11 protein-coding genes are annotated in these 15,578 nt (G+C 31.2%); all 11 read left to right on the top strand.

Annotated features, from left to right (window positions below):
* Positions 1 to 103: 103 nt before the first annotated feature.
* The 11 genes from MHB70_RS16705 to MHB70_RS16655 all read left to right on the top strand — a co-directional run bounded on the left by MHB70_RS16705 (position 104) and on the right by MHB70_RS16655 (position 15,242).
* Positions 104 to 1,930 (top strand): polysaccharide biosynthesis protein, encoded by a 1,827-nt coding sequence (locus MHB70_RS16705; RefSeq protein WP_000222377.1) that lies wholly within the window; start codon positions 104 to 106, stop codon positions 1,928 to 1,930.
* Between the two features lie 33 nt (positions 1,931 to 1,963).
* Entirely contained in the window at positions 1,964 to 3,121 is a 1,158-nt protein-coding gene (locus MHB70_RS16700; protein WP_000253762.1) for a glycosyltransferase family 4 protein, read from the top strand.
* A complete protein-coding gene (locus MHB70_RS16695) occupies positions 3,106 to 4,215 on the top strand; it encodes a glycosyltransferase family 1 protein (RefSeq protein ID WP_000537132.1) in 1,110 nt (369 codons plus the stop codon). Before MHB70_RS16700 ends, MHB70_RS16695 begins: the two co-directional genes overlap by 16 nt.
* 5 nt (positions 4,216 to 4,220) lie before the next feature.
* On the top strand, positions 4,221 to 5,114 hold the full coding sequence (locus tag MHB70_RS16690) for a glycosyltransferase family 2 protein (protein WP_000793795.1): 894 nt from the start codon (positions 4,221 to 4,223) through the stop codon (positions 5,112 to 5,114).
* A 35-nt stretch (positions 5,115 to 5,149) separates the two neighbouring features.
* Positions 5,150 to 6,211, top strand: coding sequence for an EpsG family protein (locus MHB70_RS16685; protein WP_000154273.1), 1,062 nt, complete (start codon positions 5,150 to 5,152; stop codon positions 6,209 to 6,211).
* A 35-nt stretch (positions 6,212 to 6,246) separates the two neighbouring features.
* The gene (locus MHB70_RS16680) at positions 6,247 to 7,419 is read left to right on the top strand and encodes a glycosyltransferase family 1 protein (RefSeq protein WP_000510526.1); all 1,173 of its coding nucleotides are present in this window, start codon (positions 6,247 to 6,249) and stop codon (positions 7,417 to 7,419) included.
* 119 nt (positions 7,420 to 7,538) lie between these two features.
* Positions 7,539 to 8,747, top strand: coding sequence for a glycosyltransferase (locus MHB70_RS16675; RefSeq protein WP_000730211.1), 1,209 nt, complete (start codon positions 7,539 to 7,541; stop codon positions 8,745 to 8,747).
* 63 nt (positions 8,748 to 8,810) lie between these two features.
* Positions 8,811 to 9,779, top strand: a complete 969-nt coding sequence (locus MHB70_RS16670; protein ID WP_000370972.1) for a polysaccharide pyruvyl transferase family protein — start codon at positions 8,811 to 8,813, stop codon at positions 9,777 to 9,779.
* Between the two features lie 43 nt (positions 9,780 to 9,822).
* Positions 9,823 to 11,091, top strand: a complete 1,269-nt coding sequence (locus MHB70_RS16665) for a hypothetical protein (protein WP_001084457.1) — start codon at positions 9,823 to 9,825, stop codon at positions 11,089 to 11,091.
* Between the two features lie 18 nt (positions 11,092 to 11,109).
* Entirely contained in the window at positions 11,110 to 12,669 is a 1,560-nt protein-coding gene (locus tag MHB70_RS16660; protein ID WP_061530545.1) for a lipopolysaccharide biosynthesis protein, read from the top strand.
* A gap of 338 nt (positions 12,670 to 13,007) precedes the next feature.
* Positions 13,008 to 15,242: a right-handed parallel beta-helix repeat-containing protein gene (locus MHB70_RS16655; RefSeq protein ID WP_061530544.1), complete on the top strand. Its 2,235-nt coding sequence runs from the start codon at positions 13,008 to 13,010 to the stop codon at positions 15,240 to 15,242.
* Positions 15,243 to 15,578: the final 336 nt, after the last annotated feature.

Genomic DNA, 15,578 nt, shown 5'->3' with positions numbered 1-15,578 from the left:
TTTTATTAAAGTTTCTAGCTATGTACTTTTAATAAAGAGTATATAGTTAGAAACTTTAACTTTGAAAGAGTTCAGTAAGGAATTGATTAAAGGAGGAAGTTATATGACGTATCGCCGGAGGATATCGTTATTGCTTTTAATGGATTCACTGATTGTATTAAGTGCAGTTTTTTTTAGTTATTTTTTTGTAAATGCTAGCTTTAGTGTTATCACTTTATCATCAGTTATTAGCTCTATCACTCTATTAGTTAGTCATCATTTATTTGCTTTTGTTTATAAATTGTATAAAAAAGCTTTGGAATATGCAAGTATAGGAGAGTTGCTAATTATATGCAAGGTCGTTACATTTTCAATACTTACTACAGCGGTTGTACAGCAAATCATTATGCAAAAAATGTATTTTCGATTGTTAGTTGTAACTTGGATGATTCATATTTTATTAATTGGTGGTTCCCGCTTTATTTGGAGAATGTACAGAGATATTTATTATGTAAAGAAGGGTGATAAAAAAAGAACGTTAATTGTTGGTGCTGGATCAGCTGGGACGATGGTTGCAAGGCAGTTGTTGAAGAATAATACTGCTGAATTAATGCCAGTCGCGTTTATTGATGATAATGTCAAAAAGCATAATCTTGATATTTGGGGGATTCCAGTAATAGGTGGTATGAATCAAATTGATTATGTTATTAAAAAACTGAATATTGAGATAGTTATCTTGGCAATTCCTTCGTTAAACAAGAGAGAGAGAAATGTTATTTTAAAAGATTGTTTAAAAACAAAAGTAAAAACTCAAATCCTTCCCATGTTAGAAGACTTAGTAACAGGTAAGGTTTCAGTAAATGAATTTAGAGATGTTCAAGTAGAAGATTTATTAGGGCGAGATCCTGTAGAGTTAGATGTGGAAATTATTTCAGATTATATAACGGATAAAGTCATTTTAGTTACTGGTGCAGGTGGATCAATTGGTTCGGAAATTTGTAGACAAGTTGCGAAATTTAAACCGAAAAAATTGATTTTATTAGGGCATGGAGAAAACAGTATTTATTCCATAGAAATGGAATTAAATGAAAAATATAACGATATGAGAGGCGTGTTTATTCCAGAAATCGCGGATATACAAGATGAAAAGAAGATGCATTTAATAATGAATAAACATCTTCCAAATGTTGTATATCATGCAGCCGCACATAAACATGTACCATTAATGGAGAACAATCCTGAAGAGGCTGTTAAAAATAATTTGATTGGAACTATGAATATAGCAGAGGCAGCGAGAACACATGGAGTAGGAACGTTTGTTATGATTTCTTCCGATAAAGCGGTGAACCCGACGAGTGTTATGGGTGCAACAAAGAAATTAGCTGAGATGGTCATTCAGCACAAAGATAAAATAAGTCATACAAAGTTTGTTACAGTACGTTTTGGAAATGTATTAGGTAGCCGCGGAAGCGTCATACCTTTATTTAAGAAACAAATTCAAAATGGTGGACCAATTACAGTTACTCATCCTGATATGGTTCGTTATTTTATGACAATTCCGGAGGCATCAAGACTCGTAGTGCAAGCTGGGGCGCTAGCTAAAGGAGGAGAAATTTTTGTGCTGGATATGGGAGAACCAGTAAAAATAGTTGATCTTGCTAAAAATCTCATTCGATTATCAGGAAACTCTTTGGATGAAATAGGAATAGAATTTACCGGTATACGCCCAGGAGAGAAGCTTTTTGAAGAATTACTAAAAGAAGATGAAATGAATGAGAAGCAAGTTCACCCGAGAATTTATGTAGGGCAAGAAATGAATGTTCGTATAGAAGAAATAGAAAAGTTAATTTTGGAATATACAGAGTTAGATGAGATGGAATTAAGAAAGCGATTGTTAAATTTAGTGAATCAGCGAAAAACTTTAAAACTATTAATACCAGTATCAGGTTAATAGCAAAAAATTATTATAAGACGGGTGCGTGGGATGGTGTCTAAAAAAATTCTGTTTTGTGCAACTGTGGATTATCATTTTAAAGCTTTTCATTTACCGTATTTGAAATGGTTTGCAGACCAAGGATGGGAAGTGCATGTTGCAGCGAATGGGAATATACATCTTCCGTACGTAACTCAAAAATATAATATTCCTCTTCAAAGATCACCGATTAGCGTACAAAACTTTCATGCATATAAAAAACTTACATCAATTATTCATCAAAATAAATATAATATCATTCATTGTCATACGCCTATGGGAGGAGCAATTGCTCGTCTAGCTGCTAGAAAAGTGCGGAGAGAAGGCACAAAGGTTATATATACAGCGCATGGATTTCATTTTTGTAAAGGATCATCATTCATAAATTGGCTCTTATACTATCCAATCGAAAGAATTTTAGCTACTACTACGGATTGTCTTCTAACAATTAATCAAGAAGATTACAGTTTAGCAGTAAAGCATCGATTTCAGGCGGGAAGTATTAAACTCGTTCATGGTGTAGGAGTAGATATAGAACGATATATTCCTGTTAATGAAAGTGAAAAGGAGCAATTAAGACATAAAAATGGTTATAATTCTGAAGATTTTTTAATGTTTTATGCAGCTGAATTTAATAAGAACAAAAACCAAAGCTTCTTAATTCAATCATTGGCACAATTAAAAAATGAAATTCCGCATGCGAAGCTACTACTTGCTGGTGAAGGGCCTTTAATGAAGGAGTGCAAAAATATAGCGGCTCAACTAGGTGTGAGTAGTATGGTGCATTTTCTTGGTTATAGAAATGATATAGCCCCTTTGCTGCAGATGTGTGACCTAGCTGTTGCATCGAGTTACCGGGAAGGTTTACCAGTTAATATTATGGAAGCTATGGCTTGTGGACTTCCAGTTATCGCCACTGACAATCGGGGACATAGGGAGTTAATTATTCATAATAAAAATGGTTGGATTATAGATCGTGATGATATAAAGACGATGTCTGAAAGAATAAATTCTATTTCTAAAAGTATTAAATTACAAGCTCAGTTTGGACGGTGTGGGCGTACTATTATTACAAGTAAATATTCAGTTAACGAAGTGTTAAAAGAGAAAAAAGAAATTTATACAACATATATGGATGAAATGGAGGATTTAAATTGGGCACTCCATTGAGAGTACTACATGTAGTCGTAAATATGAATAGAGGCGGAGCCGAAACTTTAATTATGAATTTGTATCGTAATATAGACCGCTCAAAAGTACAATTTGATTTTTTAACTTGTAAAGAAGGAGTGTTTGATGAAGAAATAGTAAAGTTAGGCGGGGAAATTCATAGAATTCCATATGTTACAGATGTTGGTCATAGGGGCTATATAAAGGCGCTAGATAATTTCTTTAGTACCCATACGCAATATAAAATCGTTCATTCACATATAGATAAGATGAGCGGATTTGTACTTCGTTCAGCTAAAAAAGCAAGGGTGCCAGTTAGGATTGCGCATAGTCATAATACTAGTAGTGAGGGTGGTATTGCTGCAAAAATCTATAAATGGTATGCGGGAAAATCAATAGCCATATGTGCAACACATTTGTTAGCATGTTCAAATGCTGCTGCCAGATGGCTATTTGCGGATAAAGCCGATGTAGCTAGAATCTTAAAAAATGGAATTGATTGTGATAGATTTTTGTTCTGTCCAGACATACGAAAACAAGTAAGAGAAGAATTACAAATTGAGAAAGATACTCTTGTTGTAGGTCATGTTGGAAGATTTGCTCATCAAAAAAATCATGCTTACCTTATAGAATTATTCGCGCAGTTAACTCGATTTAAGCCGGATTCAATTCTTTTATTAGCTGGCGAAGGGCCGCTTCGCGTGGGAATTGAAAATAAAGTAAGGGAATTGAATATGGAGAAGCATATACGGTTTCTCGGGATACGAGACGATATAGAAAGGATACTTCAAGCATTTGATGTATTTGTTTTTCCATCCATACATGAGGGATTGCCACTCACTCTCATAGAGGCGCAAGGAGTTGGTTTACCTTGTATTATATCTGATACTATTACGAAAGAGGTGGACTTGGGAATGAATTTAGTTGAACATGTTTCTCTAACAGATAAATTTGCTTGGATAGAAAAAATGAAAAATATAGAAACTAGTAATTTTTCGAGGAAAACACCAACTCAAGTAGTATTCGCAAAAGGATACGATATAAAACATACGGCTGAATTAACTCAAGACTATTATTCTGTACTTTCGAGGTGAGTAATTTGAAGAATTTAACGATTTTCACCCCTACTTATAATAGAGCATATTGTCTTGCAAATTGTTATGAGAGTTTAAAACATCAAACATGTAAGGATTTTGTATGGTTAATAATAGATGATGGATCTAGTGATAACACAAAAGAATTGGTGGATAGCTGGATTGCTGAAAAACATATCAAAATTAAGTATCATTGGCAACAAAATCAAGGGATGCATGGTGCTCATAATACAGCATATGAAATGATTGATACGGAGTTAAATGTTTGTATTGATTCTGATGATTATATGCCCGATGAAGCGGTAGAAAAAATCCTTTCTTTTTGGAGTAGCTATGGAAATGAAGAAGTTAGCGGGATAATTGGATTGGATTTGTATACAAATGGACAAATAATTGGCTCAAAGTTACCAGAGAACCTTAAACACTCCACGCTTTTTGATCTTTACAATAAACATGGTGTCACAGGTGATAAAAAATTGGTCTATCGCACAGAATTGACTAAGAAATATCCATACCCAATTTTTAACAATGAAAAATATGTAGGGTTAGCATACAAATATTACATGTTAGATCAACAGTATGAGATGTTACTAATGAACGAAGCGCTTTGTTATGTGGAATACATGGCTGATGGATCATCAATGAATATGCTAAACCAATATCGTAGAAACCCAAAAGGTTTTGCTTTTTATCGCAAGGAACTTATGAAATTACCATTTACTAATCGACTATTTAAGTATAGGCAAGCTATACATTATGTATCTAGTAGTTTCATATCGAGAAATAGAAAGTTTATACAAGAATCGCCATGTAAAGGACTGACACTTTGTGCACTGCCATTTGGGGCTATCCTTTATAGTTATATTACAATGAAAACAAAAATGAAAGTAAACATGTAGAGACTTATTTAGTAATTAAATGAGAGGACAGAATAATGACCATACTTTGGATGAATCTTGCTATAGTATTCATGCTCGCATTTTTTGCAAGGTATTTTGCTATACCAGTGACTAATAGTCTTACATTGATAAAGCCCAATAGGCTGTTGATTATAATGGCGGCTTTATCTCTTGTGTTGGTGGCGGGGCTTCGAAATAATATTGGGGATACTTATTTTTATATGCATGCATATAAAATAACGGAGTTTAATTGGGAATATGTTCAAACTAATAAAGACATGGGCTTTAATATTTTTCAAATGGTTTTGAAAAAATATACGGATAATCCTCAAGTAATGGTTTTTACTACAGCATTGATAACAAATGTACTCATTGTAGCAACACTATATAAATATTCAAGACTAATTGAATTGAGTTTATATGTTTATATTACGTCGGGTATGTATTTAACATCAATGAATGGGATTAGGCAATATTTAGCCGCTGCAATTATTTTTGCTGCTACAAAATATATTTTCGAAGGAAAATGGAAAAAATATACATTAATTGTATTATGTGCATCAACATTTCATGCAAGTGCATTAGTTTTAATGCCAATATACTTTTTTGTAAGAAAAAAAGCCTGGTCAGGAACGACATATTTGCTCCTTTTTTTAGCGGTATGTGTAGTAATAGGTTTTAATCAGTTTTCGGAAATTTTATTTTCGGCTATTGGAAATACTCAATATGGTCAATATAAGGAATTTCATGAAGGTGGTGCCAATATACTTAGGGTTGCTGTGAATATAGTGCCAATTATACTGGCTTACCTTGGGAAAGATAAAATGAGGGCGTTATTCCCTGAAAGTGATTATATTGTAAATATGTCTATATTAGGTCTTGTTTTTATGATTATTTCAACACAGAATTGGATATTTGCTAGATTCTCCATATATTTTGGATTGTATCAGTTAATATTAATTTCTTGGGTTGTGAAGTCATTTACAGATAAAGATCAAAAGTTGATGTATTATGCAGTTCTAGTGTGCTATTTTATTTATTTTGTATATGAACATGTAATTACTTTGGGAATTATCTATAAGAGTAATCTACTTTGATAATAAAGTGCAAAATGCTAGGAGAGGATTGTTGAATGGGGATAGATTCTAAGCCTGAACCTATAAATAAAAAGAAGGTTTTACACATTGTCAGCGCTCTGAATCGCGGGGGAGCTGAAACATTATTAATGAATATATATAGGAAAATAGATAGGGAGCAGCTTCAGTTTGATTTTGTATCCCATCGAAATGAGAAAAATGATTACGAAGATGAAATAATGGCCTTAGGTGGGAGAATATATAAGGTACCTAGTTTAGGACAAATAGGACCTTTTGCCTATGTTAAAGAACTTGTGAAAATTATGTCGGATAATCAATATGAAGTTGTACATGCACATACGGATTATCAAGGTGGTTTCGTTGCTGTAGCGGCAAAAATAGCTGGTATAAAAAAGAGGATTTGTCATTCCCATAGTAATAATTGGCCACAAGACTCTGGAATAAAAGCAAGAGTTATCCTAAAGGTTTTGCAATCTATTATTAAATATGCTGGAACTAATTATTGTGCGTGTAGCGTTGAAGCAGCACGTTTTTTATTTGGTGAAAGGATGCTTCAAAGTCAGAGGATAGAACTGATTAAAAACGGTATAGATATTAATCAATTTACTGATATAGATGCTGGAAGTAGTGTCAGCGTAAGAGGGGAACTTAATATACCGAATACAGCAAAATTAATAGGACATATAGGAAGTTTTTCAGAGTCAAAGAATCATGTTTTTATCCTAAAAGTTTTAAAGCAAATTTTAAAAAGAGATTCAAATTTTGTTGCTATTCTAGTAGGAGATGGTCCGTTAAGGATTTCTATTGAATTAAAAGCAAAGCAATTAGGGATTTTTGAAAACATTAGATTTTTGGGCGTTAGGAAGGATATTCCACGACTCATGAAGAGCTTTGATGTTTTTATTTTTCCTTCTTTGTTTGAGGGGTTTGGTATTGTAACTTTAGAAGCGCAATCTGCAGGTGTACCATGTGTTGTAGCAGATACACTACCTAATAATACTGATATGGGGTTAGGGATAATGTCATTTGTTGACTTAGATGAAGAAATTGAAATATGGTGTAAAGAAATTTATAAAGCCTTGTTAAAAGAAAGACCAGACAGGGAATTCATAATTAACAATATATCGAAATTAGGCTTTGATATTAACGATAACATTTACGAGTGGCTATCGTTATATGGAATTGTGTGCAAGGAAGAAGTAGGGTAATCTAATTTGTTTTCATTTTATATGTCTGATGTATAAGGAAAATTGGTAAGCGTAACAGCAAAATACTAATATAAAATGAAGAAGAGAAATCAATAATAGATTTTGTGAGGTATCCTATTATGAAAAAGAAAAGAATATTAATTACATCTTTTGATATGGAAATTGGTGGAGTAGAAAGAAGTTTGATTGGTTTATTAAATACAATTGATTACAGTAAGTATGATATAGATTTAATGTTATTTAAACATGAAGGAGGATTTTTCTCTTTACTACCCAAAGAGCCGAATTTATTAGAAGAATTGCAACAATATACTACTTTTAGAAAATCAATTAAACAGATATTACAAGAAGGGCATTTCTCAATTGGAATTACTAGGATGATAGGAAAAGTTATGGGTGTTATGCATGGAAGGTTTGTAAATAGTAAAGAACCTGGATACTTTGTCATTCAATATGGATGGAGAATATCTCTTCCATTTCTTCCAAAATTGAGAGAAGAGTACGATGTTGCGATAAGTTTTTTATGGCCGCATTATTTTATAGGGGATAAAGTTCGAGCGAAAAGAAAAATTGGGTGGATTCATACTGATTATTCGAACATACAACTTAACAAAGAAATGGAATGTAAAATGTGGAGGGAAATGGATGATATCGTGGCGGTTTCTGAAAGTTGTAGAGATACATTCCTGAATAGTCTACCTTATATTAATAAAGAGGTGCAAGTGATAGAAAATATAATAGATTCTGAATTTGTTTGTGAACAATCCAATGAAGGAGATATTACTCAGGAAATATCAATAAATAGCGCGCGAATCAAGTTAATTACTGTTGCTAGACTTTCGCATGCTAAAGGAATTGATGACGCTATATATGCGCTTAGACAGTTATTAGATCAAGGGTATGATATCGAGTGGTACATAGTTGGATATGGGCCGCAAGAAGCGGAACTTAAATTGTTGATAGATAAACTAGGACTTCAAGATAAATTTGTTTTACTAGGTAAGAAGATTAATCCGTACCCGTACATAAAAGCATGTGATATTTATGTACAACCTTCTAGATACGAAGGGAAGGCAGTAACAGTTCGGGAAGCGCAAATTCTTAAGAAACCAGTATTAATAACTAATTTTTCAACTGCCAAAAGTCAGTTAGAGAACGGCGTAGATGGATATATTTGTCCAATGGGTATAAAGGGAATTGTCGAAGGAATAAAAAAAATGATTGATGATGTTGAATTCAGAAATGAAATTGTTAATAATGTAAGCCAAAAAAATTATGGTAATGAAATAGAAGTGGAAAAGATATATAGGTTAATTGAATTAGAATAGATTAAGCTATAAAACTAAAAAATCTTTTACTATTTATAAAAGATACTTGGGGGAATTATTTTTATGGATAATGTTTTAGTATTAGATACATCAGTAGGTTCTCTTAACAAGGGTGACGATATAATAATGAAGTGTGTAAAGCATCATCTTTCTGATATAACTAAAAATGCATATGTTTTAACATTACCTACTCATGTTTCACCTTTTCATTGGTACCAAGTAGCGAGAAAATCAAATAGGGTAAAGATTTATAGTGATGCGAAATATAAGTTTGTAGGTGGTTCGAATTTGCTAGCAATGGATATGTTTACTCATTTTCCACAGTGGAATATAAATATATTTAATTATGGTCCTTTAAAGGGGAGTATTCTGGTTGGAGTGGGTGCAGGCAAAGGGAATAAAATAAATCCCTATACAAAAATGTTATATAGAAAAGTTTTATCGCATGAATATATACATAGCGTTAGAGATGAAAGAACAAAAAAATTTTTAGAAGAAATGGGGTTTAAAGCTCTAAATACTGGTTGTGCAACTTTGTGGTCTTTTACGCCTGATTTTTGTAGGGGAATTCCGAGTGGAAAATCGGAATCGGTTGTTTTTACATTAACTCATCATTCTAAAGATCGTGAAAAAGATCAATTACTGATAGATATACTTAACAAAAGTTATGAAAATGTCTACTTTTGGATACAAGACGCTGATGATTTTGAATATTTAAAATCTTTAGAGGGTATACAAGGTATAAAAATTATATCTCCTACTATAGAGGCATATGAAAAAATCCTAAATACAGCCGTTGATTATATTGGAACACGTTTACATGGCGGTATATTTGCTATGCGTCATAAAAAACGTGCAATAATTATCTCTATAGATGAAAGAGCTAAGGGGATGGGGGAAACGTATAATTTAAATCTGATTGATAGAGAAGATTTAAATAATCTCGAAAAAATGATAAATGCAGAGTTTATCACGGATGTTCAAGTGAATTTTGATGTAGTAAATCAATGGTTAAAACAGTTCTCTAATTAACAAATGTATTGTGATAAAAATGGCGATTTATTAGGAGGCTCAAATGAATAGTATAATTCTCGATAAAATTGTCGTAAGAAATAATAGAGTTGATTATTATTTTAGTATTAAGGGGGATTTACAAAAGTATTTTAAGACAAGTAATCATATGTTTCTTGAATATAACTATGATGTATCTGACATCTCTTTAAGTATTTTGGCTATTCCGTTTGTTGCGAATGTAGTTCCTCTTGTATGGATTACTAATTCAACAATAGTAATAAATGAATTAGATAAATCTTTTTATATTTGTTTAAATAATATAAAAAATGCATATCAAAACATGTTTCCTGGTGTGAAATTTAAAGGATCCATGGTTGTAGGAGAAATTATTGATAATGTTTACATTCCGGAACTTGAAGCGGCATCTTTATTTAGTGGTGGATTGGATGCACTTACTACATTTATAAGAATAAAAGATAAACACCCCTTGCTAGTTACTGAATATGGATGGCATGAAAATGAAATAGAGGGTAGTAAAGTATGGGAGGCAGATAAAGAAAATGCCGTAAATTTTGTAAAGGATAATGGACTAGAAAATATTTTTATACAATCTAACTATGGGACCTTTATAATTGCAGGGAACATTGACCATGATTTTAGAGAAAAGTTAAACGATACATGGTGGCATGGATTGCATCATGGTCTAGCAATAATATCTGCAGCTATTCCAATAGCTTTTAAACTTAAGATAAAATGTATATATATTGCAAGTTCTAATTCCCCATTATATCAAGTTACTTGTGCATCTGATCCAACTGTGGATAATGAAATAAAATATGCATCTGGAACAGTCTTTCATGATGGATACGAACTTACTAGACAAGAAAAGATTAAAGTTGTTGTGGACCATTATTCAGCTAGTAAAGAACCTGTTAATATCAGGGTATGTTTTAAAAATGAAGAAAATTGTTGTAAATGTGAAAAATGTTTAAGAACAATTATGGGAATTATTGCTGAAGGGAGAGACCCTCGTGAATATGGTTTTAATATTCCAAGTAATCTTTATCAGTACGTTAAAACTTCTTTAAATAATGAGGTGAAGTTTTTTACTAATACATTCATTGAAATGTATTGGAATTTAATCCAAGTGCGAATGAAACAAAATTGTGATTGTATTACAGATAAAAATTTACTAAATTGGTTTCTAGATTATGATTTCAAGGCGCAACGAAGAAAAGCGTTATTAAAATACAGGATAACAAAGTTTTTCCCGATTTTAAAGAGGAAGATTAGTGCCAAATTTAGTAGAGTGGGTACGCAAAACAATTAAAATATAGAAGGTATTACGATGAGAATACAAAACTCCTTAAAAAATATTTTATTCGGTTTGTCTGGACAAATAATTAGTATTGGTATGGGATTTGTTGTTCGAACTGTTTTTATTTTTACACTCGGTATAGAATATTTAGGTGTGGATGGGCTTTTTACAAGTATACTATTGATGTTTTCCCTAGCTAATTTAGGATTTGATACAGCTATAATATATAGTTTATATAGGCCATTAGCTGAGAAGGATATTTATAAAATACAGGCATTAATGAATTTATATCAAAAAGCATACAGATTAATAGGAGTAGTAGTTTTATTAATAGGGTTATCTCTATTGCCATTTCTTGATCATTTAGTGAATGCAGATACTACGATTAAAGACATTAACATTATCTATCTTTTATTTTTAATAAGTTCAGTGTCATCATATTATTTTGTATATAAGCAATCTATTATTATTGCTGATCAAAGTAACTATATTATTTCTAAAATACACACTTTGTTCATGATTATATCTAATGCATTACAAATTGTTTTATTAATAATTATTAGTGATTACATTGTAGTACTGGTAGCTCAATTAACATTAAAAGTAATTGAGAATGTATATATTGCAAATAAGGCAAATAAATTATATCCATTTTTAAAAGAAAAAAATAATGCGAAATTATCTAAGACAGACAGACGTGAGTTTTTTGAGAATTTGTATTCCTTGTTGCTATATAAAATTAGTGGTGTAGTAATTAATGCAACAGATAATATAGTTATATCGAAATTTATTGGGGTTATTTGGGTTGGGGTTTATTCAAATTATTTGTTGATCTTAAATACATTAAATACCTTATTAGGCTATTTGTTTTATTCTATCAATGCTAGTGTTGGAAATTTGAATGTGAAAGAAAATGCAGAAAAAAAATATTTTATTTTTCGTGTAATTAACTTTTTAAATTTTTGGATATATGGATTTTGTACAGTTTGCCTTTGGAATTTGATAAATCCTTTTATAACAATCTGGTTAGGTGAGGAATATGTGTTTAATAAGTATGTATTATTTTTCATATTACTTAATTTTTTCACTTCAGGAATGCAAAATACAACTACAATGTTTAGAGAAACCACAGGTTTATTTAAAAAAGGGAAGTACAGACCTATTATAGCGGCAATTATAAATATTGTAGTTTCTATAATTCTTGCGAAACAAATAGGAATAGCAGGAGTGCTTTTAGGGACTGTTATTAGTAGATTATGTACTTACTTTTGGTATGACCCTTATATTATATTTAAAATGATTTTCAAAAAATCTGTAAAAGTATATTTTATTAGATATATTTTGTTTGTAGTGCTTGTATTATTTTCTATTATAGCAACGGATTTTATTGGTTATATTTTTCACATAAATATATTTATGGACATGGCAATACGTAGTATTTTGTGTCTGATTATTCCGAATCTGATCTTTTGGATGGTATTTAAAGAGGCGGAAGAGTATAGATATTTCCTTAATTTAACCCGGATATTAATAAAAAAAATAAAGCCGAAAATATTAACTCGGAAATTTCCGAATGATAATTATCCATAAATTATAATTTTATTTTTTCCATATCACAGTAAAAAATGCTTTATTTACGGAAGAGATTTTAGGTTGTTCTGAAAATAATAGTAGGTAATAATAGGGGCGTTAGGTATAAAGAGTATAGTGTCTTTTTAATAATATTGTAAGTTTAAATAGTTATAAATAAAAGAGTATTGAAATGAAAACAGCTAGTAAGAATAGACCTTTTTAGAAAGGAATTGTAAAAAGACTTTCTAAATAATGGATCTCTAAAAACAATAAAAAGTGATATTACTTCTCTTATATCCAATCAATTTACCTTATGAAACATAAGATGTAGAAAAGCAAAAAAGAGGTGTGAATTGATGTGGAGAAGAAGGGATAATCTTGGGAATTTGAATGATTTAGATTTGGTGTCCAAGCCTCCTTTTCATAATGACATTTTAACTTATGATAGTACGCAATTAAAATGGATTCCAAAATCATTTGAAGCTACAAATTCTACAAGTATATATGTATTAGAATTAGATAGATGGGATGTTAAGAATGATGGGACTGATGCTATCAATACTTCCCAAGGTATTAATAATGCTCTAGTATGGGCGGCTCAACAAGGTTATACGGAAGTTGTGTTACCTAGAGGAATATATTTGATTGATAAACAAACACCCATCGAACCACCAAGTCATTTAACTTTGAATCTAAACGGTTCGACATTAAAAATGGAAACAAATAATTTGACTGGATATGCAATTATAAGTTTTCGTAGAAATCAAGTATATTCTAGGATAACAAATGGTATTATCCAAGGAGATAGATATACACATGATTACTCTAGTGGGGGAACACATGAGGCAGGGTACGGCATTGAATTGGGGAGTTTTACTCCACCTGCTGATGGGGGGAACAATACACGGTTTGTATCTTTAGATAATCTAGATATTTTAGATTGTACAGGAGATGCCATTACACTGAACAGTACTTTTGGGCAGATTTCACCTTTTCCTACAGCATTAGCAAGTTCATTTGAACAGGGAGCAATTAATACAACAGATGGTTCATTGGTAAGTAGTACAACAAAGATACGTTCCAATTTGCAAATTGATATGAACCAAGTGGCTATTGTAAAGTATGGTTACTTTGGATTATATGGAAATGGATTTGGAGCATTGGGTTCTGAAATAAAATGCGATTATTATGATGTCATTTTTTACACTTCAAACAATATATTTTTATCTTCAAAAACCAATGTACAATTCTTTGATGAAGTAGAAGTCCCTAATGGAGCAAGTTATGCTAAAGTTGTTTTGCATCAAGGGAATGTTCCTGCTCCTGCAAATTGTTTAATAAATGTTCGGGTACCTTCTTTTTCGCAATATACTTATATAGAAAAATGTAATTTACATGATTGCCGTAGACAAGGGATTAGTGTATGTGGGGCAAAGAATGTATATATTCGAGATAATGATATTCATCACATCGCAGGTACCAATCCACAAAGTGGACTAGATATTGAAGATGGATATGATTTAAATCAATATATATATATTGAAAGAAATAATTTTCATGATAATAAAAATTATAATATTATTGTTGTAAATGGGAAATTTATCTATATATCGAATAATTCTATTATGAATACCATTACAAATGCTTATGTTGGGTTGTCTATTAATGGTGGTGCAGATAGGGTAATCGTAACAGGGAATAATATCCGATTAACCAAGGTCTCTTTGTTAGGAGATGTTATTTTTTCCAATAATTATGTATACGGAGCGCAAGTAAATGTTCAAGGTGTATATGTAAATCGATCTATTAATATATCGGATAATGTTTTTTCTAATAGTAAAATGATTATTGATACTCCCTTTCCATATGCGGTTAAAGTTGATTCCTGTCGTTTTATAAACGATACAGATAAACTTAATTCCTTGTCATCATTGTATCAGTGGACATTAGAGCTGAAAAATGAACCGCAAACTATCTCAAATTGTATATTTGAAGGACAAGACGTTTTGTATTTAAATTATGTACCAGTAGGAACAGTTAAATCAGGATGGATATTTGAAAATATTATATTTAATAATGTTAAACCCCCAACCCTAGTTGCAGGGACGTATACAAATTGCTTTTTTAAGGATGTAATCTTTTTGGGGATAGCAAGTACAGGAAGCACTTTAGAATTAAAAGGTTGCAAGTTCTTTAGTATAGATAGAAATAACACGTTATTTACAGTGAATAACCTCAAAGCATTCAAGATGATAGATTGTCATATAGAAAAACCAAATGGTACGGTCTTGAATATTCAAAATGTATCTGATGAAATAGTGTTAAGGGGAAATACTATAAAAATTACAAATGATACTCTTCAGAGAGCTATTATTGTTTTGGATGCAGCGTTTACTGGTAAGCAAGTGATAATTCAAAATAATATTATAAATTCCACAAATTTGATGCAAGTTGGGATAGATAATAGAACAACGAGTAGTGCACCTCAAGTAGTAATTCAAAATAACGTGTTAAATAATGCGAAAATTACAATTACGGGGAGGGAATTTTTACAAGGAAATATTGTTAATGGTGTAATCGATTCAAATTAATGCATGGTGATAATTAAATTTGAATAGTTTCAAAAAGTTATGAGAAATGAAGTAGAGTGGCTCTTAATAAATATGTCTATAAAGTATTATATAATGGTACATGGAAGGGTTTTGTCCAATGTAATCATTCGAAATAGTCTAATTCCTAATAGATAATATGCTTATTGACTTTTAGTTACTACTATAGAAAAGAGAAAAGCTATTATGTTTTTTATAAACATAATAGCTTTTTGTTATTACGTTAGCTGCATACTAAAAAATAGTGAGTAGGAGAATGTTTTAATAATAAATGTTTTTTTATACTATTAAGCGTTGTTTATAAAATTGTTTTTGTGA

This window comes from Bacillus sp. FSL M7-1020, assembly GCF_038050415.1.
Taxonomy (GTDB): Bacteria; Bacillota; Bacilli; order Bacillales; family Bacillaceae_G; genus Bacillus_A; species Bacillus_A toyonensis.
Note: the sequence above shows the minus strand (reverse complement) of the source record. Positions and strands in the feature narration are given on the sequence as shown.